19 protein-coding genes are annotated in these 25193 nt (G+C 39.3%); 16 read left to right on the top strand and 3 right to left on the bottom strand.

What is annotated here, in order from left to right:
* The first annotated feature begins 109 nt into the window (after positions 1–109).
* Positions 110–640: an NUDIX hydrolase gene (locus tag BR02_RS0104300; protein WP_337999119.1), complete on the top strand. Its 531-nt coding sequence runs from the start codon at positions 110–112 to the stop codon at positions 638–640.
* 40 nt (positions 641–680) lie between these two features.
* Here BR02_RS0104300 and minC read toward each other — a convergent pair whose 3' ends face one another.
* Positions 681–1322: a septum site-determining protein MinC gene (gene minC, locus BR02_RS0104305; protein WP_031514546.1), complete on the bottom strand. Its 642-nt coding sequence runs from the start codon at positions 1320–1322 to the stop codon at positions 681–683.
* A 264-nt stretch (positions 1323–1586) separates the two neighbouring features.
* On the opposite strand from minC, the gene BR02_RS0104310 reads away from it, so the two are divergent.
* Positions 1587–3236, top strand: coding sequence for an AMP-binding protein (locus BR02_RS0104310; protein ID WP_031514548.1), 1650 nt, complete (start codon positions 1587–1589; stop codon positions 3234–3236).
* Between the two features lie 465 nt (positions 3237–3701).
* Here the strand turns inward: BR02_RS0104310 and BR02_RS0104315 are convergent, their stop codons facing one another.
* Positions 3702–3881 (bottom strand): hypothetical protein, encoded by a 180-nt coding sequence (locus BR02_RS0104315; protein ID WP_031514550.1) that lies wholly within the window; start codon positions 3879–3881, stop codon positions 3702–3704.
* A gap of 135 nt (positions 3882–4016) precedes the next feature.
* A complete protein-coding gene (locus BR02_RS0104320) occupies positions 4017–4343 on the bottom strand; it encodes a hypothetical protein (protein WP_031514552.1) in 327 nt (108 codons plus the stop codon).
* Between the two features lie 244 nt (positions 4344–4587).
* Between BR02_RS0104320 and BR02_RS0104325 the strand changes: the two genes are divergently transcribed.
* The 14 genes from BR02_RS0104325 (at position 4588) to BR02_RS0104390 (ending at position 25168) form a co-directional block, all read left to right on the top strand.
* Positions 4588–5067, top strand: a complete 480-nt coding sequence (locus BR02_RS0104325; protein ID WP_031514554.1) for a hypothetical protein — start codon at positions 4588–4590, stop codon at positions 5065–5067.
* Between the two features lie 124 nt (positions 5068–5191).
* The gene (locus BR02_RS0104330) at positions 5192–5446 is read left to right on the top strand and encodes an alpha/beta-type small acid-soluble spore protein (RefSeq protein ID WP_031514556.1); all 255 of its coding nucleotides are present in this window, start codon (positions 5192–5194) and stop codon (positions 5444–5446) included.
* 256 nt (positions 5447–5702) lie between these two features.
* Positions 5703–7580, top strand: coding sequence for a 1,4-alpha-glucan branching protein GlgB (gene glgB, locus BR02_RS0104335; protein WP_238442398.1), 1878 nt, complete (start codon positions 5703–5705; stop codon positions 7578–7580).
* A gap of 24 nt (positions 7581–7604) precedes the next feature.
* Positions 7605–8822: a glucose-1-phosphate adenylyltransferase gene (locus BR02_RS0104340; RefSeq protein ID WP_031514561.1), complete on the top strand. Its 1218-nt coding sequence runs from the start codon at positions 7605–7607 to the stop codon at positions 8820–8822.
* 17 nt (positions 8823–8839) lie between these two features.
* Complete coding sequence (gene glgD, locus BR02_RS0104345) at positions 8840–9955, top strand: glucose-1-phosphate adenylyltransferase subunit GlgD (RefSeq protein ID WP_031514563.1); 1116 nt, start codon at positions 8840–8842, stop codon at positions 9953–9955.
* A gap of 86 nt (positions 9956–10041) precedes the next feature.
* Positions 10042–11469, top strand: a complete 1428-nt coding sequence (gene glgA / locus BR02_RS0104350; protein WP_031514565.1) for a glycogen synthase GlgA — start codon at positions 10042–10044, stop codon at positions 11467–11469.
* A 29-nt stretch (positions 11470–11498) separates the two neighbouring features.
* Positions 11499–13925 (top strand): glycogen/starch/alpha-glucan phosphorylase, encoded by a 2427-nt coding sequence (locus tag BR02_RS0104355; RefSeq protein WP_031514567.1) that lies wholly within the window; start codon positions 11499–11501, stop codon positions 13923–13925.
* Positions 13918–15933 carry a glycoside hydrolase family 13 protein gene (locus BR02_RS0104360; protein ID WP_238442399.1) on the top strand — a complete coding sequence of 672 codons (2016 nt, stop codon included), beginning with the start codon at positions 13918–13920 and terminating at the stop codon, positions 15931–15933. The genes BR02_RS0104355 and BR02_RS0104360 overlap by 8 nt, the downstream gene beginning before the upstream one ends.
* Complete coding sequence (malQ, locus tag BR02_RS0104365; RefSeq protein WP_031514570.1) at positions 15933–17459, top strand: 4-alpha-glucanotransferase; 1527 nt, start codon at positions 15933–15935, stop codon at positions 17457–17459. Before BR02_RS0104360 ends, malQ begins: the two co-directional genes overlap by 1 nt.
* Before the next feature lie 101 nt (positions 17460–17560).
* Positions 17561–18901 (top strand): tRNA (N6-isopentenyl adenosine(37)-C2)-methylthiotransferase MiaB, encoded by a 1341-nt coding sequence (miaB, locus tag BR02_RS0104370; RefSeq protein WP_238442400.1) that lies wholly within the window; start codon positions 17561–17563, stop codon positions 18899–18901.
* An 8-nt stretch (positions 18902–18909) separates the two neighbouring features.
* Positions 18910–19305: a YlbF/YmcA family competence regulator gene (locus BR02_RS0104375; protein WP_034638823.1), complete on the top strand. Its 396-nt coding sequence runs from the start codon at positions 18910–18912 to the stop codon at positions 19303–19305.
* Between the two features lie 148 nt (positions 19306–19453).
* A complete protein-coding gene (gene mutS, locus BR02_RS0104380; RefSeq protein ID WP_034638825.1) occupies positions 19454–22066 on the top strand; it encodes a DNA mismatch repair protein MutS in 2613 nt (870 codons plus the stop codon).
* A gap of 64 nt (positions 22067–22130) precedes the next feature.
* Complete coding sequence (locus BR02_RS0104385) at positions 22131–23816, top strand: hydantoinase/oxoprolinase family protein (RefSeq protein WP_031514578.1); 1686 nt, start codon at positions 22131–22133, stop codon at positions 23814–23816.
* The gene (locus tag BR02_RS0104390) at positions 23813–25168 is read left to right on the top strand and encodes a histone deacetylase family protein (protein ID WP_031514580.1); all 1356 of its coding nucleotides are present in this window, start codon (positions 23813–23815) and stop codon (positions 25166–25168) included. Before BR02_RS0104385 ends, BR02_RS0104390 begins: the two co-directional genes overlap by 4 nt.
* The last annotated feature ends 25 nt before the right edge of the window (positions 25169–25193 follow it).

The raw sequence follows: 25193 nt of genomic DNA on the forward strand, positions 1-25193 counted from the left end.
TTTTTCCATATTATATAATTTCTTCTACAAAACTATTATTAAATCCTTCTAATTAATATTCTAACAATGGTGTATAATACAAGTGTAAAATATGGAAGGTGGGGTTCTATTGAAACTGATAGAAAAAACAATTTCGTCTCAGATCTTGCATAAAGGTAAGGTTGTAAATTTACGAGTGGACTCAGTGGAGCTTCCCAACGGTAAAATTGCCTCCAGAGAAGTGGTAGAACATTCCGGGGCAGTGGCTGTTGTGCCAATAACAGATGCAGGGGAGGTTTTACTGGTACGTCAATACCGTCATCCGCTGAAAGAGGTAATATTAGAAATACCGGCAGGCAAACTGGATGCAGGGGAAAGACCTGAACAATGTGTGAAGAGGGAATTGTTAGAAGAAACGGGTATGGAGGCCGATGATATTAAACTTATGTTTAGTACATACAGTAGTCCGGGGTTTTGTGATGAAATTTTACACCTGTACATTGCCCGTAAAATGACTTATCGCGGTCAAAAGTTGGATGAGGATGAGTTTGTAAAAGTAGAAAAATATCCATTGGATGAGGCCATAAAAATGATATATAAAGGAGAAATTAAAGATTGCAAATCAATTGCCGGGCTACTTTCAGCAAAGCAGTTTTTCTAAGTAACAAACATGACCGGAAAAAATAAATAAAGGGCTGAAACTAGCCCTTTATTCTTTCTACGATGATTTGCCCATTTTTCAGTTTTGCAACTTCAGGATATTGAGGCTCCTCTTCCGGTGAAGTAACTATGGCTGAACCAATCCGTAGTTGAGTGGGGCATAGCTTACCTGCAATTACTTGGGCATTTAAATCACCGGAAACCCCTGCATGGACAACACCGCTGCAGCGACCTATGACCAATATATATCCTGTGGCAATTATTTCAGCACCTGCATGCACATCTCCCATGACCACAACATGTCCGTCATATTGGATACTCTGCCCGGAGCGTAAGGTCCGTTTTATCAGCAGGGTCTTTTGGTCACCGGGTGGAGAAGAAGATTTCTTTGTATGCTGTGGCATATTGTCATTTGTAGGAACTGTTTTATTTCCACGGGGCAGAACAACCTGTTCTTCACTTAATACCAGCCCGTATTGAATGCAAATATTCTCCAGTTCATTTTTTTGATTTTCAAGCAAGTTTTTTTCATTATGCAGGGAAAATTTAGCCCCCTTAAAAAAACCCTTTGCAGAAGCCATTTTCCTATGTAAAGAATCTTTTATTTCTTCAAAATCGGCATTAGAATCATATAAAATAACAAGGCCTTGCCGGGTGCCTTTAATAGTCACCGGTTCACCCATACTGATCTCCCTTTCCATATATTGTATTATGCTATAGATTTCGACTTATAAAGCTAATATCCTGCCATATTATATCAAAAAAACATCTACTTAATATATTTAGATAAAAATATACTATATTTTGAGAAAATCTTACTACTTTATAGCAGGAAAATGTAGCTTAAGTATAGAATAGATTAAATTTATGGTTTAAAAGATTCTGAAAACAAGCTGTACAATTGTTTGGACAAACAGTCAAAAATTAGAACGGAGGTTAATGCTTTTATGACAGAATTTCGGCACAATATGCTAGATTACGACAAAACATATGCAGAGTTTCGATGGAATGCACCGGAGTATTATAATTTTGCAGACGTAGTGGATAAATGGGCAGAAAATCCCGATAAACTTGCCATGATTTGGGCAGATGACAAGGGTAATGAAGTAAAACGCACATTTAATGATTTTAAAGAGCAATCATGTCGAGTTGCTAACGTTTTAACTAACAGCGGTGTAAAACAAGGGGACTGTGTGGTTGTCATATTGCCACGGCTAATTGAATGGTGGGAAATAATGATTGGGTGCTTAAGGATGGGTGCCATCATCAGCCCAGGCACTATACAACTTACCCCTAAGGATATCGAGTTTAGAATAAATACGGCCAAGGCAGTGGCTATAGTTACAGACGAAGACAATGCAGGGAAGGTTGAAGAAATTGCTGCCAATTGTCCTTCATTAAAAACTAAAGTGGTGGTGGGCAATAGAGAAGGTTGGATAAATTATGCCCAGGCAGTCAGTAATGCATCCGATAAGTTTACCACTGCAAAAACTAAAGGCACAGACGGAGCATTATTATATTTTACATCGGGAACCACCGGTTACCCCAAGATGACACTACATACTAACATTAGCTATCCATACGCACACATAGTGACCGGAAAATACTGGCTGGACTTGCGTGAAGATGACTTGCACTGGAATTTGTCAGATACCGGTTGGGCCAAGGCTGCCTGGAGCAGCTTATTTGGACCTTGGCACCAGGGTAGCTGTTTGTTTACATATCATGAAACCGGAAAGTTTAATCCAAGGAACATGTTAGATTTATTATGTAAATACCCAATTACCACCTTGTGTGCAGCTCCCACCATCTACCGTATGCTTGTACTTGAGGATTTAAGTCAATATAAGTTTTCAACGTTACGACACTGTGTAGGAGCAGGAGAGCCCCTAAACCCTGAGGTAATATCAGTATGGCGTGAGCATACCGGCATAACCATTAGAGATGGGTATGGGCAAACGGAAACAGTCATGGTGCTGGGCAACTTCCCCTGTTTAGAAGTGCGTCAAGGTTCAATGGGTAAACCTGCACCGGGCTTTAAGGTAGCGATAATTGATGACACCGGAACAGAATTACCGGCCGGTAAAGAGGGTGACATTGCCATCGAGGTTGAACCTGAGCCACCGGCAGGCCTATTTAAGGAATATTGGCAAGACCCCATTAAAACACTGGCCACCAGAAGGGGGCGCTGGTATGTTACCGGTGACAGGGGTGTGGTTGATGAAGACGGCTATTTTTGGTTTGTAGGGCGCAGCGATGATGTAATATTAGCTTCCGGCTATCGCATAGGGCCCTTTGAAGTGGAAAGTGCGCTAATTGAGCACCCTGCTGTTGCTGAATCGGCAGTGGTTGCAAGCCCTGATGAGCTTAGGGGTGAAATAGTGAAGGCCTACGTGGTCCTTGCTGAGGGTTATCAGCCATCCTTAGAGCTTGTTAAAGAACTACAAAACCATGTTAAAAAGATTACTGCCCCTTATAAATATCCCAGGGAAATTGAGTTTATAGACAGTCTCCCCAAGACAGTAAGTGGAAAAATTCGCCGAGTTCAACTACGACAGATGGAAAGAGCAAAGAAAGGCCTACCACCCTTAAAATAACAAAGGCGGACTTAGTCCACCAATATAAAGCCTTATTTACTTAAAACTACCTAGGGGCGGTTTCCATACCGCCCCTCATTAATAAGGCAGGTTAGAAAACCCGCTCCTCAAATAAATTTCCTGATAAATGTTGCTTTGTTTCAAGTGTGTGGGTAAACAGATGAATGTTTAGTCGTATCTAATGGCGTAACGGCAGAAATTTTTACATTGGGGCGAATAATAAGGTGATACACATTCATCAGCATACCCGGGTAGTGCAGCATAACAGGCGGGGGTATTTTCCGGTTTAGCATACCTGCAATTTACACATACTGGTGTGCAACCAAACCTAATGCAAATACTACCCCTGGCTCCAATCTTTACTGGGTAATAACATTGTGGTAATGGTATGTTTTTAATTGCACCGTTCACTAATATCACCTCTGTTCCTCAACTTGTCAATTAACTAATTATAACGCTTAAAATTTAATTGGTAAAGTTATTACTATTATTTTCTATATGATCCCAAATGGCTTCTAATATTACTTCATTTAAGGTTTGGCCACGTTCAAAGGCTAAGGCGGTTAGTTTTAATGTTAACTTTGGGGGTAATAGTAATTCAATCCTATCAAGCACCGGTTTATCAGAACCCTTTGTTTGTTCCATGATAACACCTCCTGTGGCATCATATGCCGCTAAGCTGTCAACGGTTTAACTTCAATAAAAATTTTTCTCGTCTTTTACATTCCTCTTGTAAAAAAATATAGACGTGTAGTCACGCCTATATACAAAAAACCCCTTTTATTTATGTTTTTCCTGAATTGGTATAGTTTTAGAGTCGTTAAATAATACCTGATTGCCATTATTAATTTTAGGTTCACCAGGGGCAGGGGATAAAGAGTAGATATGACGGCTAGCTTCCAGCATACTTGCATTCATGGTTTCTATACCCCTACGCAATGAAGTTACCGTATTGCTTACACCTTGAATTATGTTTAATGCTTGCCTGAGTTGGACTTCTATTTCAGGACGTGTAGAAAGAGCAAAAATTAATAACTGTACTGTGGGGTCAGTATGATAATAATAATTATCTGGGTCTTTTTTGTCCCCAAATATTGGATTTGTCATACCGCTCGATTATGCCTCCTCTCCATAATTTGTCACGGTATATGATACGAATTAAATGATAATTATGTTACTGATATATGCAAATTGCAGTCAAGTACTCCACCAAGTTGAAATGTTAAAATATTACAATATTTTTATTGCAGACGACAAAAGAAGTCAGTATCTCCAAAGGTAAAAATTAAGAACTCCTTGAATATTTAGATAGAGAAAAAAGATACAAATAGGAAGCGGGAGGAAATGTTGTATGTTACTTTTAAGGGATATTTTGAGTAAAGCCAACGAGTTTAGAACTCTTGCAATGTCGCTGTTTGACGAGTTTAATCCTGTTTTAAGCCGTGGGGGCATCATGCACATTATAGAAACTGACCCACATAAAATTATAGAAGCTGCCAAAGAAGGAAAAATCCCATTTACCGGGCAAAATGGAGCCTTAACCATATTGAGGTTAAAAAAGCGTCTATTAGATATGCAAAGTTATTTTTACGATTTCTCTGAATACCTAGAACCGGTAGATTTATTGCCATATTTAGAACAAAATGAATATCGTTATGTTATGACAAAGGCAAGAGAAAATAACGATGATTTAGTATCAGCTTGTAAAATTGGCAATATTATGTTTGTAACTGTGATCAGGGAGATAGTTCCAAACGATACACGTTGGAACTTAGCTTTATATAGAATTAAAGAGAAGTGGAGAAAACAAAACATTAAAAGGGTGGTGTAAAATAAACAACCAAACCATAATTGGGTTTGGTTGTTATAATTTTTCACACATTATATTTTTGACGTTAGCCATAATAAAGACAGAGCCAAGCAACCAACAAAAAATATTAAAGGAGGCGATATTAATGGCTCGTAGTTCAAACCAACACGTAAAAGCTGGTGCTTCCAGTGCCCTAAACCAAATGAAGTATGAAATTGCAAACGAATTAGGTATTTCTAATTACCAACAAATGGATAAGGGGCAACTGCCCAGCCGTGTGAACGGTTATGTAGGTGGTAACATGACCAAACGTCTGGTAGCCTTTGCTGAGCAAGCCCTTGCAAATGGTCAAACGGCTCAAGTAACCCAATCCGCGCCTTTGGAAACCCCTCAACAATAACACGTGTAGGGCAACGGACATAGGCAAAGCCAAAGAGAGCAGGTGTCTGTTGAACCCTGAAAATGTCTGTGACTAACCGCCTCTGTATGGAGGCGGTTTCATTTTTAATTCTAATCGGTATTATACCTTAATAATGTTAATTTATACATAATAATGTTTTTTTACCTGAAACATAGGGTGCAATATTTGACAAAGCTTTGATAGTATCTATGTTATTATGAGAAGTAAATTTATGGTAATCAGGAGTTGTTTTTTATTGTTTTCTTACAACGATTTATATCTCTTTCATAAAGGTTTGCATTATCAAATATATAGGAAAATGGGTGCCCATATCAGGTTAAAAAAACAAAAGTCTGGCGTACAATTTGCTGTGTGGGCACCCAAGGCAGCTGAGGTTAGGGTGGTTGGCGATTTCAATAATTGGAACGGTGATCACCATTTGATGAAAAAAAGAAAGGATTCCGGTATATGGACACTTTTCGTGCCTGAATTAAAAGAAGGTGATATATATAAATACCAAATTATAACAGATCAAGGAGAAACCATTTTAAAATCTGACCCCTATGGTTTTTATGCCCAATGTAGACCGCAAACAGCTTCAAAGGTTTTTAATTTAGGCAGTTATCATTGGGGGGATAGCAAATGGCAAAAAAAGAAGAAAATAAAACTAAGACAAAGATATCCGTTAAATATATATGAAGTACATTTAGGATCATGGAAGCGGGGTCACAATAATAGCTTTTTAACATATCGTCATTTAGCCAATGAACTTGTTGACTATGTGGTAAAAATGGGATACACCCATATAGAATTACTTCCTTTGTCAGAACACCCTTACGATGGGTCATGGGGGTATCAATCAACAGGTTATTTTTCTGTGACCAGCCGCTACGGCAATCCAAGGGATTTTATGTATTTTATAGATAAATGTCATCAAAGAGGTGTTGGAGTGATATTAGATTGGGTACCAGGACATTTTTGCAAAGACGATCACGGTTTGCGAATGTTTGACGGCAGTCCATTATATGAGCATGAAAACCCTCTTAAAAGAGAAAATCATCAGTGGGGCACCTGTAATTTTGATTTTACAAAACCTGAAGTGTTAAGTTTTTTAATTTCTAATGCCTATTTTTGGTTTGAGGTCTTTCATATAGATGGGTTGAGGATTGATGCGGTGGCCCAGATGTTATACCTAGACTACGGCAAAGAAGAAGGACAATGGGTAGCTAATAAATATGGCGGTAAAGAAAATTTAGAGGCAGTGGGCTTTATGAAAAAACTTAATGAGATAATATTTAAAAACTATCCCAACGCTTTAATGATCGCAGAGGACTCCAGCCAATGGCCCATGGTAACAAAACCCACCTATATGGGCGGTTTAGGATATAACTACAAATGGAATATGGGATGGATGAATGACATGCTCCGTTATATGGAAACAGATTGTATACACAGAAAGTGGCACCACAACTTGCTCACTTTTTCCTTTACTTATGCTTTTTCAGAAGACTTTGTTTTACCCTTATCCCATGATGAAGTAGTTCATGGGAAAAAATCTTTATTAAACAAAATGCCCGGTGATTATTGGCAGAAGTTTGCAAATTTAAGGCTGCTCCTGGGATATATGATGGCCCACCCGGGGAAAAAGCTTCTATTTATGGGTGGTGAGTTTGGTCAGTTTATTGAGTGGCAATATCAGCAGAGTTTAGATTGGCATCTTTTAGACTATGACATGCATCAAAAATTGCAGAACTATGTAAAACAATTAAATCATTTTTACCGCAAGCAAAGGGCTTTATGGGAAAACGATAAAGGTTGGCATGGTTTTCAGTGGATTGATCATCAAGACTACAGTCAAAGTGTTATTGTATTTATCAGAAGGGCAATAAATTTAGCGGACTACCTGTTAATAGTTTGCAATTTTACACCGGTTGTACGAAAAAAATATAGAATCGGTGTTCCGGAATTGAAGGTTTATGAAGAAATATTTAATAGTGATTGGGAGCAGTATGGAGGTTCGGGGCAAAAAAACAACTTCATAAAAGCACAATCGGTTCCATGGCACAATCAACCCTATTCCGCCGAATTAAATCTTCCTCCGTTGGCAGTGGTGATTTTACAGGTAAAAAACTAAAGTGGTTGGGGGGTAGTGAGGGTGATAAGAAAAAAACAATGTGTGGCAATGTTACTTGCCGGGGGGCAGGGTAGCAGGTTAGGTATATTAACCCATAAACTGGCTAAACCGGCGGTGCCCTTTGGTGGCAAATATCGCATTATAGATTTTCCTTTGAGCAATTGCTATAACTCCGGCATTGACACTGTAGGGGTACTTACCCAATACCAACCGCTAAAGCTAAATTCTTATATTGGTATAGGCAGCCCCTGGGATTTAGATCGGAAAAATGGTGGTGTAACTCTTCTGCCCCCTTTTGTGCGTGAAAAAGGTGGGGAGTGGTACAAAGGAACTGCCAATGCAATTTATCAAAATATTAGCTTTTTAGATATATATAACCCTGATTATGTTCTGGTGTTATCCGGAGACCATATATATAAAATGGATTACTCTTTAATGCTTGAATATCATAAAAATAAAAATGCAGATGCAACCATCGCAGTTATTAAGGTTCCTTGGGATGAGGCCCATAGGTTTGGCATTTTAAACACCGATCTTAATAATAAAATAATTGAATTTGAAGAAAAACCTAAAAATCCTAAAAGCAACTACGCTTCAATGGGCATTTATACTTTCAATTGGAAATTATTAAGAGAGTATTTAATAGCAGACGAAAAAGATGCTGATTCTGAAAATGATTTTGGAAAAAATATTATCCCTAAAATGCTTACCAATGGTGAAAACCTCTTTGCTTATAATTTTACAGGGTACTGGAAAGACGTGGGTACTGTAAAGAGTCTTTGGGAGGCCAACATGGATTTGTTAAGTGATAATCCTAAACTGGATCTATATGATCCCCATTGGCGAATTTACTCAGTGAATCCGTCCAAACCCCCACAATATATTTCCGAGCAAGCTGTGGTCACTTGTTCATTAATTAGTGAAGGATGTCAAATTTTCGGTAATGTTAATCATTCGGTGCTATTTACGGGTGTCTATGTGGGTGAAGGTTCAGTTATAAAGGATTCCATAATTATGCCCGGTGTAACCATAGGCAGAAATGTATTGATCAGCAAAGCTATTGTTTGTGAGAAAACAGTGGTGGGAGACAATTGTATTATTGGCTATCACAATGAAGGGCATCAAGAAAGTTTAAGTAACGACGGTATTACAGTTATCGGAGAAAACACTAACCTTCCTAATAACACCAAAATACCTTGCAATTTAACTGTTAGTTATAAGTTCCAAGATAACACTTTTTAAAATTGGGGAGAGGTAATATGAAAAACGTAATGGGCATTATTAGTCTTAGCGATAATAATCAATATTTAAGCGGCCTTGTACGATTCCGGCCAATTGCCTCGGTTCCTTTCGGAGGGCGTTATCGGGTAATTGATTTTATTCTATCCAGCATGGTAAATTCAGGAGTCAGAAATGTTGGCGTTGTTACCCAAAATAAACATCGTTCAATAATAGACCACCTACGTTCGGGTAAAGATTGGGATTTAGATAGAAAAAGGGACGGATTATTTATTTTAACTCCGGAAATTGATTCATGTGCTAACCTCAATAAAGGGGTTTTGCAAAACATATATGACAATTTTGATTACATCAATCACAGCAAACAAAAATATGTAATTATCACCGAGGGGGATGTTATTTGTAACCTAGATTTTAACAAGGCCTTTGAATATCACTTAAATACCAATGCAGACATTACGGTGCTATATAAGGATATGAAAAATACTGACAACAATTATTTTTTGGGTACTGAGATTAAGTTAACAGATGAAGGAAGGGTGGTGGATATGAAAGTAAACCGGCAAATATTAGGGCATAAGAAAATATCCATGGATATGTTCATTATGGAAAAAAACCTATTAATGGACTTGGTGGATGCTTGTGTTTCCAGGGGATACTATAATTTTATAAAGGATGCCTTAATAAGAAACATTAGTATGCTGGATATATATGGCTACCCATATACAGGTTACATGGCAAAAATTTATTCCTTACAAAGTTATTATCATTATAATATGGACTTACTTAATAATGAAACCAGGAAAAGTTTATTTTATAATCCGGGCTTTGTTTATACCAAGGTTAAAGACGGACCACCCACTAAGTATATGTTTAGTTCCAAGGTGAGCAACTCATTGGTGGCCAATAACTGTGTAATTGAAGGCAAAGTTGAAAATAGCATTTTATTTAGAGGTGTGAAGGTTGCTAAAGGGGCCCATATAAAAAACAGTATCCTTATGCAAAAAACCGTTATCGAACAAAATGCCCTGGTGGAAAACACCATAACAGACAAAGAGGTGCGCATTACAAAAGACAGACATATTAGGGGGGAAAAAAATTACCCCATATATATAGAAAAAAAAATGGTGATTTAATAACTTTGACGCAAACTAAGATTTTACAGAGTATATATCCGGCGGCGTCAGTTGCGGCCGGATATTTGGAAGAGGTGGTCTAAATAATAAAAGTATTATTTGTTGCCGCAGAGGCGTCACCCTATATTAAAAAAGGTGGCCTGGGAGATGTAATCGGTTCCCTGCCAAATGAGTTAAGAAAACTTGGTGTTGACGCACGGGTAATCCTTCCTAAATATTTAGATATTCCTGAAGAGTATACCAAGCAAATGATATTTAAAAAAAGTATTAATGTGGCGCTGGGCTGGAGAAATCAATATTGCGGAATATATAAAATAAAAAATAAACCCTTTTATTTTATTGATAATGAATACTACTTTAAAAGAAACGATGTCTACGGATTTGAAGACGATGCAGAGCGTTTTGTGTTTTTTAGTAAAGCGGTCTTAGAAGCAATACCCTACCTTGGATTTACCCCGGACCTTATTCACTGCCACGACTGGCATACCGCCCCCTTAATATTGTTTCTTAAAGAACACTATCATAGTATTTCCAATACATTAAGCGTTTTTACAATACATAATCTGAAATATCAAGGTATTTTTAATAAGAATATATTACCTGATTTGCTCTCTTTAAATGAAGATATTTATAATTACCCAGAATTGGAGTTCTTTGGTCAAGTAAATTTCATGAAGTGTGGTATAAAGATGGCCGATCTGGTCACCACTGTAAGCAGAACATACAGTGAGGAAATTAAAACTCCTTTTTTTGGTGAGCAGTTAGACGGTGTCTGCAAAGATAGGGGAGACCAATTATACGGCATAATAAACGGCATTGATTATGAAGTTTATAATCCAAAAATAGATAAATATATAGTTGCCCGTTATGGTAAGGATACCATTAAAAATAAACCGATAAACAAAAGGCACCTACAAGAGTTACTGGGTTTACCTGTCAATGATGTTCCCATGATAGCAATGGTTTCCCGGTTAGTTAGTCAAAAAGGTTTTGATTTGGTTGCCCATGTGCTGGATAAAATTTTGCGCATGGAAATACAGATGGTGGTATTAGGGACAGGTGAGAAATGTTACGAACAGTTATTTATAAACTATGCCAATAAATACCCCGACAAACTCTCAGCCAATATTACCTTTGACCGGCAATTGGCCCACAAAATCTATGCTGCCTCTGATATTTTTTTAATGCCATCCCTTTTTGAGCCCTGTGGTTTAGGGCAAATGATTGCCCTACGTTACGGAACCGTGCCGGTCGTGAGAAAAACAGGAGGTCTTAAGGACACTATACAAGCTTACGACGAGATAAGCGGTGTGGGGAATGGTTTTGTTTTTGAAAATTATAATGCCCATGAAATGTTTAACACCCTGCAAAAGGCAGTGGAAATTTATCAATTAAAAGATAAGTGGCTGCATCTGATGCAAAATGCCATCAGTTCAGATTGCAGCTGGTCGAAATCTGCTAAAAAGTACCTTGAGCTCTATCGTAACTTAATAACCGGCGATCCAAAACAATAAATTGGAAGGGTATATGAGGGGGTAGATCTTTGTTTAGTAATAAGGAAAATTTTAAAAGATCATTTTTAGAAAAATTGCAGACCATGTATGCCATAAGTTTGGAAGAATCATCAGATTCGGAAAGATATATGGTGTTAGGTAGTTTAGTAAGAGATTATGTCAGTAAAAATTGGGTAAAGACCAACAAGCATTATCTTCAAGATGGTGTAAAGCAGGTTTATTATTTTTCATTAGAGTTTTTGCTGGGGAGAATGCTGGAATCATATTTGATTAATCTAGATATAAAAGACATGTGTAAAGAGGCTTTAGACGAACTAGGCATTGATTACAACAATATCATAGGTCAAGAACCGGATCCTGGCCTTGGAAATGGGGGATTGGGCAGGCTGGGTGCATGTTTTTTAGATTCTTTGGCATCCTTGAATCTTCCCGGTCATGGATGCGGAATAAGATACAGGTATGGCCTATTTGAGCAAAAAATAGTTAATGGTTATCAGGTAGAACTACCGGATAATTGGCTTAAAAAAGGTAATGTATGGGAAGTAAAGAAGGCAGAAAAGGCTGTTGAAGTACGCTTTGGGGGCGACGTAAAAATAGGGACGGTTAATGGAAAAATGACTTTTATCCATGAAAACTACCATTCAGTGATGGCCGTTCCCTATGACACTCCCATAGTGGGTTATAAAAATAATACAGTAAACACCTTGCGTTTATGGAGTGCAGAAGTGGCACAAAAGGATTTTGATTTTCAGGCTTTTAGTAAAGGTGATTATTTAAAGGCAGTGGAGTACAAATACTCCATGGAGGCAATATCCCAGGTGCTTTATCCCGATGACAGTTACGTACAGGGCCGATTATTGCGTTTAAAACAACAATATTTCTTTGTTTCTGCAGGCATACAAAGTATTGTGAGACGTTATAAGAAGAAGCACGGTTCCTTAGAAAATTTTGCTGATAATATTTCTATTCACATTAATGACACACATCCTGTTTTGGCTATACCGGAGTTGATGCGTATTTTAATGGATGAAGAGGGGTTAGGATGGGATGATGCCTGGCAGGTGACCACTAATACCGTTTCTTACACCAATCACACCACCCTATCTGAAGCACTGGAAAAATGGCCGGTGGATATGTTTAAGGGCTTACTGCCGAGAATTTATATGATTGTAGAGGAAATAAATAAACGGTTTTGCCAAGAGATGATCAATAAGTATCCAAAACATAGTCAGCCCATTGATAAGGTGGCAATTATTCATGATGGGCATATAAGAATGGCTAACTTAGCCCTGGTGGGAAGTTACAGTGTTAACGGTGTCTCTCGAATTCATACTGAGTTATTAAAAAAACATGTTTTAGGGGTTTTTTATAGCATATATCCTTATAAATTCAATAATAAGACAAATGGAGTAACACACCGGCGCTTTTTAATTAAAGCCAATCCCAAATTGGCAGAACTGATATCTGACACCATCGGAAGCAGTTGGATTTACCACCCCAGTGATTTAATTGTCCTGCGAAATTATGCTAATGATAAGTCCTTTCAAGAGGAAATACTCAAAATAAAGCAAGATAATAAAAAGAAATTGGCAATGCTCATAAGAAGGCAAAACGGTATAGATGTTGATATTAGTTCTATCTTTGATGTACATGTTAAACGTTTACATGCCTATAAAAGACAAGTATTAAATGTTATGCATATTATGGATTTATATAACCGCTTAAAAGATAATCCCAACTGGGATATAACTCCCCGCACATTTATTTTTGGAGCCAAAGCTGCCCCAGCTTACCACTTGGCAAAGGAAACCATTAAGCTAATTAATTCAGTGGCTGATGTAATAAATAATGATAAAACCATTAACGATAAAATAAAGGTGGTATTTATAGAAAACTATAATGTATCGCTGGCGGAGTCAATTATACCCGCTGCAGACGTCAGTGAACAAATATCCACTGCCAGCAAAGAAGCATCGGGTACCGGCAACATGAAGTTTATGATGAACGGCGCCCTTACCATTGGCACACTGGACGGTGCCAATGTGGAGATAAAAGAGGAAGTAGGGGAAAACAACATTGTTATTTTCGGTCTCAATGCTTTAGAAGTACAAAATTACTATTATCACGGCGGATATAAAGCTATGGATATATACAATAGCGATGAGCGGGTGAAAAGAGTGATTGATCAGATGGTGAACGGATTTTTATTAACACCCCAGGAAGAGTTTAAGGCCTTGCACAATCATCTTTTATATCATGATGAGTATTTTGTGTTAAAAGATTTTTCTTCTTATGTGGAAGCACAGTGTAAGGTGGATAATACTTATAAACAAAGGGAAAAATGGTTAGAAACATCGATCATAAATATTGCGCATTCCGGCAAGTTTTCCAGTGACAGAACCATTGGCGAATATGCCACAGGAATATGGAAGGTTAGCCCGGTGGTAATTGATTAATATAAAAGGTTGTGACGATATAATGGATGAACCACGAATATTACATAATTCCCATGATTTATTTTTTCGAGACCCCTTTGGTGCTGTTAGGTGCGGCCAAAAAATAAAACTAAGTTTAGAAATATGCTCTGTATTGCCGCCGGATAAAGTTGTGTTACGCCTATGGAAGTACGGTACCACAGAAGAGAAGGTGCCCATGTATTTAGTAACGGGCATGGGAGATAAAATGATATTTAGCTGTGAAATAACAGCACCCCAATCCCCCGGTCTTCTTTGGTATTATTTTATAGTAACTTTGAATGGTGTTACCCTGTATTACGGTAACAATGGTGCAAACTTGGGGGGTAGTGGCCAGGTATACCGGCATCAACCTCCATCTTTCCAGGTGACCGTTTATAAAAAAGACTTATCCACACCCCATTGGTTTAAGGATGCGGTGATGTATCAAATTTTTGTAGATCGCTTTTTTAACGGTAACGAAGACGGTCAACTACTAAACCTGAAAAAAAGGTGTTATCTTTACGATCACTGGGAAGAGACGCCCTATTATAGAAAAGATCCGGAAACAGGGAAAACTGTATGTTTTGATTTTTTTGGAGGCAATCTTCTTGGGGTAATGAAAAAGTTGCCATACCTCAAGGATCTGGGCATAAACACCATCTATTTTAATCCTATTTTTGAAGCCCCCAGTAATCACAAGTATGACACTGCGGATTATAAAAAAATAGATGCCATGTTTGGTGATAATGAGCTGTTTAAAGAACTTTGCCAAAGGGCCGGCAAAATGGGGATATCAATCATTCTTGACGGAGTTTTTAGCCACACAGGCAGCGATAGTATCTATTTTAATAAAGAGGGGCATTACCCGGAACTGGGCGCTTATCAATCTAAGGAATCTCCTTATTATTCATGGTATACTTTTTACAACTATCCCCATGAGTATGAGTGTTGGTGGGGTATAGACACCTTGCCTAACGTTAATGAAAATGATCCCTCATACCAGGATTTTATTATTTACAATAAAGACAGTGTATTAAGGCATTGGATGAAAACAGGTATTAAAGGTTGGCGTTTGGATGTGGTAGATGAGTTGCCGGGGCAGTTTGTCAAAAATTTTAGGAAAGTAATGAAAGAGATGGATGAGCAGTCGGTTCTGATAGGAGAGGTATGGGAAGATGCCTCCAATAAAATTAGCTATGGTGAAATGCGTGAGTATCTTTTGGGTGATGAATTAGATTCGGTAATGAACTACCCTTTAAGAGATATTTTACTTAGCTTTTTTTTGGGCCATGATAACGCTTGGCATACTCACCATCGGTTGATGAGTTTGTATGAAAACTATCCCCGGGAACATTTTTTTGCCACTATGAATATGGTGGGTACCCACGACGTGCCGCGGGTGCTAACGCTGCTTGGTGATGCCCCCCCTGCCCACACCTTATCCAAGGAGGAACAGATTTGCTACAAGTTAAATGAGCACCAAAAAGATTTGGCAATAAAAAGACTTAAAATGTTATCGCTTTTTCAAATGACCTTTCCGGGGGCCCCATGTATTTACTATGGTGATGAAGTTGGCATGGAAGGATATGGTGACCCCCTGTGCCGGGGCACTTATCCCTGGGGCAGCGAAAATAAACAGCTTTTAGCATGGTATAAAAAAATTATATTTCTACGCAATACTTATGCCGTGTTACGAACAGGCAGCTGGATTTCCTTACCTATAGCAGACGATGTTTATGGTTATGTGAGGCTAATTAAGAATGGCAAAGATGTTTTTGGAAGGAAGCAGCCCAACAATACGGCACTGGTACTGTTTAACAGAAGTATTAATCGCAGAATAAATGTCAGTGTTGATGTTGGTAAATGGTGCAGCGATAAATTAACCGACATATTTACGAAGGAAAAATTAAGTATAAAAAAAGGGTTGTTAAATATATCTTTAGCACCTTTGGAAGGTAAATTACTAATCAAGGAAGTAACAAGCAGCCACGGAGGAAAGGATAATTAATGACTGGCGTTAGAACTTGCGGAATATTACTGCACCCCACTTCATTACCCTCTAGGTATGGTATAGGGGACTTGGGGGCCAATGCCTATAAGTTTGTTGATTTTTTACACAACAGTAAGCAAAGTATATGGCAAATACTGCCGCTAAATCCGGTGGGTTACGGGGAATCCCCTTACCAAAGCCCCTCTGCCTTTGCCGGCAATCCCATGTTAATTTCTTTAGACAAATTAGTAGAGCAGGGGTATTTATCAGCACAATGTATATCAAAGGTGCCAATCTTTAATTACCAACAGATAGAGTTTGAAAAAGTAAAAAACTTTAAAGAATATTGGCTTAAAAAGGCATACGGCCGCTTTAAGAAGATGGAAAAACCCATGGAATATCAGCAGTTTATTGAAATGCACAGACCTTGGCTGGGTAGTTTTGCCGCCTTTATGGCCCTGAAGGAACATTTTAAAGGACTGGCTTGGAATTGCTGGCCCCAAGAGATAGCTTTGAGAAGCGAAACTGCGCTTAAGTACTATCAAAATCTACTAGATGACCAAATACAGTATCACTATTTTTTGCAATATCTTTTCTTTAGCCAATGGGAAGAGTTAAAAGACTATGCAAATAAAAAAGGAATAAGAATTGTTGGTGATTTACCCATTTATGTCTCCTTTGACAGCAGTGATACTTGGGCTAATCCAGACTTGTTTGATTTAGATGAGAAAAACAACCCTGTAACAGTGGCAGGGGTGCCGCCTGATTATTTTAGCTCCACAGGTCAACTCTGGGGTAACCCAATTTATAATTGGGAGCAAATGGTCAAGGACGATTTTAAATGGTGGCGCAAGCGATTTGAAACGCTGTTAAAACTGGTGGATATTATCAGAATAGATCACTTTAGGGGGTTTGAATCCTATTGGGAGGTGCCGGCAGGGGAGAAGACCGCCATTAACGGTCGTTGGGTAAAGGCACCGGGCGATAAATTGTTCTTAAGGGTTCGTGAATATTTGGAAGACCTGCCGGTAATAGCTGAAGATTTAGGTATTATTACCCCTGAGGTGACAGCATTAAAGGATAAATATAATTTTCCCGGCATGAGAGTGATGCAATTTGCCTTTGAAAGTAATGATGTCAGACAATTTTCACCCTATTATCATCTTGAGAATGAGGCCGTCTATACCGGCACCCACGATAATGATACCATGTTAGGTTGGTATAAAGGAACTTTGAAAAATAATCCCCAACTCATCAAGCAAATATCCAGATATTTGGATTTGGGAAAATGCGCCAATGATTCTGACATTTGCTGGCGGTTTATTGAAATTACTTACCAAAGTAAGGCTAATATGGCGGTGGTGCCTTTGCAGGATATACTCTGCTTAGATACCGATGCCAGAATGAATTATCCCGGAACAGTGGGCGGGAACTGGCGATGGCGCTTTTCAGAAGGGGTACTAAATGAGGAATTAGAAGAAAAATTAAGTGACTTAGCTCTCTATTACAATAGAATACCAAATAGCGAAACCCATAAAAGTTAACTGCTACAGAAGCCTCAATACAAAAAAATACATATAAGCAATTGCATCACAACATCATAACAGATATAATGTAGTAGATTGTCTGGAAGAGGATGAAAATAATGGTACATAAGTGTAAGGGTAAATACCACATTATTGTGTTTGGTTGTCAAATGTCTGAGCATGACTCTGAAGTGATAGCAGGTCAACTTGAGGAAATGGGCTACCTACATACTGCAGAGCAAAGCGAAGCTGATATTATACTATTAGTAACCTGTTGTGTGCGAGAAACAGCCGAAAACAAGGTTTGGGGTCTGTTGGGACGATTGCGTAAGTTAAAACAAAATAAGCCGGATTTGGTTATCGGGGTAAGCGGTTGTTTGCCCCAACAAAAGGACATGGGAAAGAACATAAAGCAACGATTTCCCCATGTTGATTTAATTTTTGGCACCCATAACATTCATGAACTGCCAAGATTAATAAATCAATTAAAAGAAAGCCAAGAAACGGTATTAGAGATTTGGTCCCAAGCGGACACCGTTAAAGAAGGTGTACCTGTACGCAGGGCCCCGGGCATAAAAGCCTGGGTAACGATCATGTATGGCTGTAATAATTTTTGTACGTATTGTATTGTTCCATATGTTCGCGGCCGGGAGAGAAGTCGTAAACCAGAAGATATAATATTAGAAATTGAGGAATTGGTACAGCAGGGGTATAAAGATATTACCTTGTTGGGTCAAAACGTAAATTCCTATGGCAAGGATTTTACAAAACCCTTTGATTTTGCGGATTTATTATTGAGATTAAATCAAATAGAGGGATTGGAAAGGCTGCGCTACACAACCTCGCACCCCAGGGATTTTACCGATAAGCTGATTGATGTGGTTGCCCAATGTGATAGGGTCTGTGAAAATTTTCACTTGCCTGTGCAAGCAGGCAGCAATCGCATCTTAAAGAAAATGAATCGAGGCTATAGCAGGGAAGAATACTTAGAATTGATAAATAAAATAAGAGATAGGGTTCCTAAGGCCAGTATTACCACAGACATTATGGTGGGTTTTCCCGGTGAAACCGATGAAGACTTTGAGGACACCATGGATATAGTACGCCAAGTAAAATATGACAGTGCCTTTACCTTTGTGTACAACATTCGTAAAGGCACACCGGCAGCTAAAATGCCGGATCAGGTACCTGAAAATATAAAAACAGAACGTATTCAAAAATTAATAGCCCTGCAAAATGAAATATCTTTGGCCAATAACCAGGCCCTTGTGGGCGAAATAGAAGAAGTGTTGGTTGAAGGTCCTACAAAAAATAACGATAATAAAATTGGTGGCAGAAGCCGCACCAATAAACTTGTTATTTTTACCGGTGGCAATAATTTAACCGGAAAAATAGTGCCTGTTAAAATTAAAGCCGGTCATCTTACTCACTTAGAAGGAGATTATTATGATGGGAGGTGAAGCTTAAAATGTCACAAGCTATTATGGATCAAGCTTTAGAATTGGGAAGACGCATTTCTGAATCCGCTGAGTTCAAAGCAGTGCAGGAGAAGGAGAAAAATATGCTCCAAGATGAGGCTGCCCAAAAGCTTTTAAAAGAATTTCAAGAATTACAGCAGAAAAACCAGCAAAAACAAATGCAGGGCAAACAAATTACGCCAGAGGATATTAAGGAATTTGAAGCAATGGAACTAAAGATGCTTGAAAATCCTTTTATTAAAGATTTCTCTGAAGCACAAAACGCATTTCAAAATTTGCTGAACACTGTCAATCAAACTATTAATAAGGCAATGTTGTCAGCCAGGGACGAACAACAACAGTGTACATCTTGTTCCACTTGTTCCCCTACCGGTGATTGCCAGTAATTGCCGGTTGGTTTTCGGTATTAAGAAAAGGGTGCTGTTTATAGGCATCCTTTTTTTATTTTTATTGACGGACGTCATGCTTTTTTATACCTGCATTCTTTTGCCCTTGACAAATGCTGTGATATAATGGCAATAGGGGGAATGTATAGTGACGTTAACACCAATGATGCAACAGTTTTTACGTATAAAAGAGCAGTACCCTGATTGTGTTTTGTTTTTTCGTTTAGGTGATTTCTATGAAATGTTTTTTGACGATGCAGTGTTAGCTTCCCGTGTTTTGGAAATTACGCTTACTTCAAGGGACGGTGGCAGTCAACGGGTGCCCATGTGCGGAGTGCCCCACCATTCTGTTAATTCCTATATTGCTAAAATGATCTCCCATGGTTATAAAGTTGCCATGTGTGACCAAGTGGAAGATCCCAAAGTTGCCAAAGGGATTGTAAAACGAGAGGTGACCAGGGTAATAACACCAGGAACTGTAATTGATGGGCAACTATTGGAGGACAAACAAAACAATTATATTGCTGCAGTTTTCTCTGATCAAAGGGGATTTGGTATCGCCTTTGCCGATATTAGCACCGGGGAATTTATGATAACTGAAATAAGCGGCGCCAATGGCAGTGAAACTTTACTGGAGGAATTGGGGCGTATACAACCCGCAGAATTATTGCTGCCTGACATTCTAGAAGAAGACAAGATAATATTTAGTATTAAAAATATTTGTTCACCGCTAATAAGCTTTTACACTCCAAGAATTGTAGATGAGAATAAATATATATACCAACAGTTTGGGCAAGAAAATTTAGAGAGTTTGGGTTTACCTAACCACGCCAACTGTTTAAGGGCTGCCAATGAATTGTTAAACTTTTTACATAATACACAAATGCGCAGCTTAAGTCATATTAGGAAAATTGAGTATTTTTCAACTAATCAATACATGATGTTAGATACATCCGCCAGAAGGAATCTTGAATTAACAAAAACCCTCTTGCATGGAGAAAAAAAGGGCAGTTTGCTTTGGGTGCTCGATCACACAGCCACCGCAATGGGCGGTAGAATGTTAAAGAAATGGATTGAGCAGCCTCTGCTGGACATCAAGAGCATCAATGCCCGTTTAGATGGTGTAGAACAATTCACCAAAGATATTTTCCTTAGGGAAGATTTAAAACAATTATTAAGTCAGGTTTATGACCTTGAGAGACTTACCACCCGGGTGGCATATGGAACAGCCAATGCCAGAGATTTAATTTCTTTAAAAAACTCGCTGTCTGTACTGCCGAAAATTAAGTCTTTATTAATAAACAATCAAGCCATGCTATTGTGTAAAAGTGCAGCTGAAATAGATACCCTGGATGATTTAGTCGAACTGCTGGAGACGGGGTTAAAGGATGACCCTCCTGTTGGAATAAGGGAGGGAGAGATAATCAAGGAGGGCTACAGTCAAGAAGTAGATACCCTTCGCAAAGCCTCAACTGACGGACGAAAATGGCTGGCCCAGTTAGAATCCAAAGAAAGGCAGCGCACCGGCATTAAATCGTTAAAAATTGGTTTTAACAAAGTATTTGGTTATTATATTGAGGTTACCAAAAGCAACATTAATGCTGTTCCGGAAGAATATCAACGCCGCCAGACCTTAGCCAATGCCGAACGCTATATTACACCCCAATTAAAGGAATACGAAGAAATGATATTGGGTGCCCAAGATAAGTTGGTGGAGCTTGAATACCAGCTATTCATCCAAATAAGGGATAGTGTTGCTCGGGAAATTTCACGAATACAGAAAAGCGCTGAAGCGGTGTCCAAGATAGATGTGATGGTATCACTGGCTGAAATTGCAGTAAAGTATAATTATGTAAGACCCCAGGTAAATGATAGTGGTAAAATTCACATAAAGGAAGGGCGCCACCCAGTGGTTGAATTATCATTGGAAGACGGTCAATTTGTTCCAAACGATACATTAATGGATAATGATGGGAACACTCTTCTATTAATAACAGGACCTAACATGGGTGGAAAAAGCACATATCAGCGTCAGGTGGCCTTAATTACACTGATGGCACAAATGGGGAGCTTTGTTCCTGCCAGTGAGGCTGAAATAGGTGTAACTGACCGCATTTTTGCTCGGGTAGGAGCCTCCGATGACCTGGCGTCAGGTAAAAGCACCTTTATGATGGAAATGCACGAGTGTAAGAATGCATTAAAAAACGCCACCAAAAACAGTTTAGTGATCATCGACGAATTGGGTCGGGGCACCTCAAATCTAGAAGGAATGGCCATTGCACAGGCGGTAATTGAATATTTACATGATGAGATAGGGTGCCGCACACTTTTTTCTACTCATTATCATGAATTAGCAGAAATGGAGTCTAATCTAAGCAATTTTAAGAATTATGCTGCGGCAGTGGAAGAAAAGGGAGATAACGTTGTTTTCTTGCACCGGATTGTACCTGGCAGAGCAAGTAAAAGTTATGGTGTTCACTGTGCAAGACTTGCAGGACTGCCAATGGTGGTGGTGGATAGGGCAAACCGCCTGCTTGTGGACTTAGAAATATATCGTCAGGCAGCGGAAGAGGTAATTTCCGGTGGAAGCCAAACTGCCACAGCAAAGGAAGAGGTTCAAACACAATTATTTTGTTGCAGTCCCGAAGCAGCAGAGCTGCTCGATGAAATTTCAGAGTTAGATCTACTAAATACTACACCACTGGAGGCATTAAATCAATTATTTATAATTCAGAAAAAAATAAGAAACATAAAACAATAATCCCACTTTCTATATGTAATATGATAAACTAATGAATTAATGTTAGGGTAACGGAGGTGTACCGGTGTACATTGGCATAGATGTAGGAGGAACCAGCACCGATGCAGTTTTATTATCAAGCGGAAGGGTGCAGAAAACGGCAAAGGTATATAACACTCCTAATTTAATGACTTCACTGCTACAGGCCCTAGACTCTGTATTAACAGGTGTTTCGGCCACTGAAGTAAAAAGAGTGGTGCTTTCAACCACTATGATTACTAATTTAATAGCAGAACAAAAGTATCACCCTGTTGCGTTGTTGTTAATGCCCGGTCCAGGATGTAAACTTTATAAATTCAGGGACGCCGATGTGCACATACTTAAGGGCGCCATCGATTATCGCGGCCGTGAAATAAGGCCCCTGGATGAGCAAGAGGTACTGCAGGCGATTAAAGAGGTGGAATCCAAAGGTTATAGTAAAGTTGCGGTTGTGGGTAAATTTTCCACCCGTAACAATATTCACGAAATAAAGGTAGCTGAAATAATAAAATCACAAAAGCCACATTGGCAGGTAGATATGGGCCACGTGGCTGGGGGGCAATTAAACTTCCCCCGCAGAATAGCAACTACTATGCTAAATTGTGCCACTAAAGAAAAGTATAGTTACTTTGTGCAATCGGTGAAGGAAGCTTTGAATAAACGTAATATTGTTAATGCCCAAGTGTTTATATTAAAAGCCGATGGCGGAACAATGACACTTGACAGTTCCGAGCAATCACCGGTAGAAACTATATTTTCGGGACCGGCTGCCAGCACTCTGGGGGTGCAAGCACTTACCCCAGCCGGTGAAACTTCACTGGTGGTGGATATCGGCGGTACCACAACAGATTTGGCACTGATTCTGTCTGGCCAGCCTTTATTATCCTCAAAGGGTGTAACATTGGGAGACGACCTGCTAACTCAAGTACGGGCCCTGGCAGTAAAATCAGTTCCCATTGGAGGCGACAGTGTAGTAGATCAAGTTGGCCAGGAGCTGATCATATATTCTGAAAGGATGGGCCCTCCCTATTGTCTCGGCGGTTCCTTCCCTACACCCTCTGATGCCTTAAATGTTATGGGGCTTACTAAACTAGGCGACATCGAAAGGTCATGGCAAGTAATGGAAGCCTTGGGTGAATCAATTAATATGTCTGCACTGGAAGTGGCCCGTAAAGTAATAAACCTAGTGGTTGATACCATAGCCATTGAAATAGAAAATATGTTTCTTGAATGGGAGCAAGAACCTGCCTACAGAATATGGGAAGTAATGCAGAAACGTAGAGTTAGACCCAAAAATGTGGTTGGGGTAGGTGGTGCCGCTGCCGGATTTGTGCCACAAATCGCCATTAGGGTTGGTGGAATGCCGGTATTACCTCTCTATACTTCATCTGCAAATGCCATAGGGGCTGCTGTAGCTAAACCAACATTGCAAATTACACTGCGTGCTGATACCGAACAAAATAAATTTAGTGTTGAAGAAGACGGTTATCAAGGCAGCATTAATGAACAGCCCTTTGGCAGTGAACAGGCTCTTAATTTAGCAAAGAGTTTGCTGGTAAAACGTTCTGAAAAAATGAATATCAGTGATGAAGTAAAGGACATTGAAGTAACCAGACGGGACGTCTTTAATATTGTACGAAATATGGTGACCACCGGGCGTATTTACGATGTATGCGTACAAACTCCCCGGGGTATTCAATGGCATGTGGGAGCAGGGGGTAAGTTATTATGAGAAAAAAAACAGGGATAGTTTTTTTCCCCGCATTTGACTGGTCTATCAGTGATATGCACCCCGAAAGGGAAGAGCGCTTGCTTTATACCCGTGATCAAATATTTGAAGAAGGGGTACTTGATTTACCGGAAATTGCTCAGTACCCCCCATTGGTTGCCACACCCCACGACATTGCCCGGGTTCATTTTTGCGTTCCCCAGGTGGATGATCAAGTATTGGCAGCCCACCGTATTGCAGCGGGTGCTGCTATGAATTTAAGTGATAAAATTATGGATGGGCAGATAAAAAACGGTTTCGCCATAGTAAGGCCCCCGGGACATCATGCCATGCGCGTGGTACATGGTAACAGGGGGTTTTGCAGTATTAACAATGAAGCGGTAGTAGTTGAGCATCTACGTCGCACCTATGGCATTAAAAAGATCGCCATAGTGGATACTGATGTACATCATGGTGACGGCACTCAGGATATATTTTATCACGATCCCGATGTATTGTTCATATCTTTTCACCAGGATGGACGTACCATCTTTCCGGGAACAGGTTTTGCTGATGAACTTGGCGGTCCCACTGCATATGCCAAGAACATTAACATACCCTTACCCCCGGGTGTAGCAGATAAAAGTTTGTTGTATGTGGTGGACAACTTAATATTACCTATATTAGAAGATTTTCAACCGGAATTTGTTATTAACTCCGCCGGTCAGGATAACCACTATACTGACCCCCTGGGAAGTATGTTAATTACTGCTCAGGGTTATGCTCAATTAACTGAAAAGTTGAAGCCGGACTTGGCAGTGCTTGAGGGTGGTTATGCAATTGAATCTGCTCTTCCCTATGTAAATCTTGCCATACTGTTAGCAATGGCCGGACGGGATTATTCCCATGTCATTGAGCCGGATTACCAACCTGAAAAGCTTGTGGAAAGTCCACAGGTTACCGATTATGTTCATCGGATGGTTGCAAATATACAAAGGGTATGGGAAAAAAGCAAAGCAATAACCATAGAGCAGTTATGTGGCAGTAATAAATTTTACCAAAGACAAAAAAGTATTTACTATGATACAGAATACTTTGAAGAAAAGCAGTTAGAAAAGGTACGGACTTGTACAAAATGTCCTGGCTATGTGGTGATAGACTCCCATGCTGCACAGCCCAAAATAGGACGTTGTCGAGTGCTAGCCGTCTCTATTCATAATCGCTGCTGTAAGCAGTGTATAGAAGAGGGTTTAGAGGCCTATAACGAGGCTAAAAAGGATTATCGATATTCTTATGTCTATTTGCAAGATAAAACACAGGATAACTTTTTGACCTTTAATAGGGAAGATAAGAGTGAGTTGAGAACGGAAGGTTAGCATCTAACTTAATTATTTGCGTCGG

Origin of the sequence: Desulfofalx alkaliphila DSM 12257 (assembly GCF_000711975.1) — a bacterium.
GTDB lineage: Bacteria > Bacillota > Desulfotomaculia > Desulfotomaculales > Desulfohalotomaculaceae > Desulfofalx > Desulfofalx alkaliphila.

What these genes read in the sequence shown, in the direction of transcription:
- minC (WP_031514546.1), bottom strand. Translation starts at nt 1,322, where the DNA reads ATGGGTGAACCGGTGACTATTAAAGGCACCCGGCAAGGCCTTGTTATT.
- BR02_RS0104310 (WP_031514548.1), top strand. Translation starts at nt 1,587, where the DNA reads ATGACAGAATTTCGGCACAATATGCTAGATTACGACAAAACATATGCA.
- BR02_RS0104315 (WP_031514550.1), bottom strand. Translation starts at nt 3,881, where the DNA reads ATGGAACAAACAAAGGGTTCTGATAAACCGGTGCTTGATAGGATTGAA.
- BR02_RS0104320 (WP_031514552.1), bottom strand. Translation starts at nt 4,343, where the DNA reads ATGACAAATCCAATATTTGGGGACAAAAAAGACCCAGATAATTATTAT.
- BR02_RS0104325 (WP_031514554.1), top strand. Translation starts at nt 4,588, where the DNA reads ATGTTACTTTTAAGGGATATTTTGAGTAAAGCCAACGAGTTTAGAACT.
- BR02_RS0104330 (WP_031514556.1), top strand. Translation starts at nt 5,192, where the DNA reads ATGGCTCGTAGTTCAAACCAACACGTAAAAGCTGGTGCTTCCAGTGCC.
- glgD (WP_031514563.1), top strand. Translation starts at nt 8,840, where the DNA reads ATGAAAAACGTAATGGGCATTATTAGTCTTAGCGATAATAATCAATAT.
- malQ (WP_031514570.1), top strand. Translation starts at nt 15,933, where the DNA reads ATGACTGGCGTTAGAACTTGCGGAATATTACTGCACCCCACTTCATTA.
- miaB (WP_238442400.1), top strand. Translation starts at nt 17,561, where the DNA reads ATGGTACATAAGTGTAAGGGTAAATACCACATTATTGTGTTTGGTTGT.
- BR02_RS0104375 (WP_034638823.1), top strand. Translation starts at nt 18,910, where the DNA reads ATGTCACAAGCTATTATGGATCAAGCTTTAGAATTGGGAAGACGCATT.
- BR02_RS0104390 (WP_031514580.1), top strand. Translation starts at nt 23,813, where the DNA reads ATGAGAAAAAAAACAGGGATAGTTTTTTTCCCCGCATTTGACTGGTCT.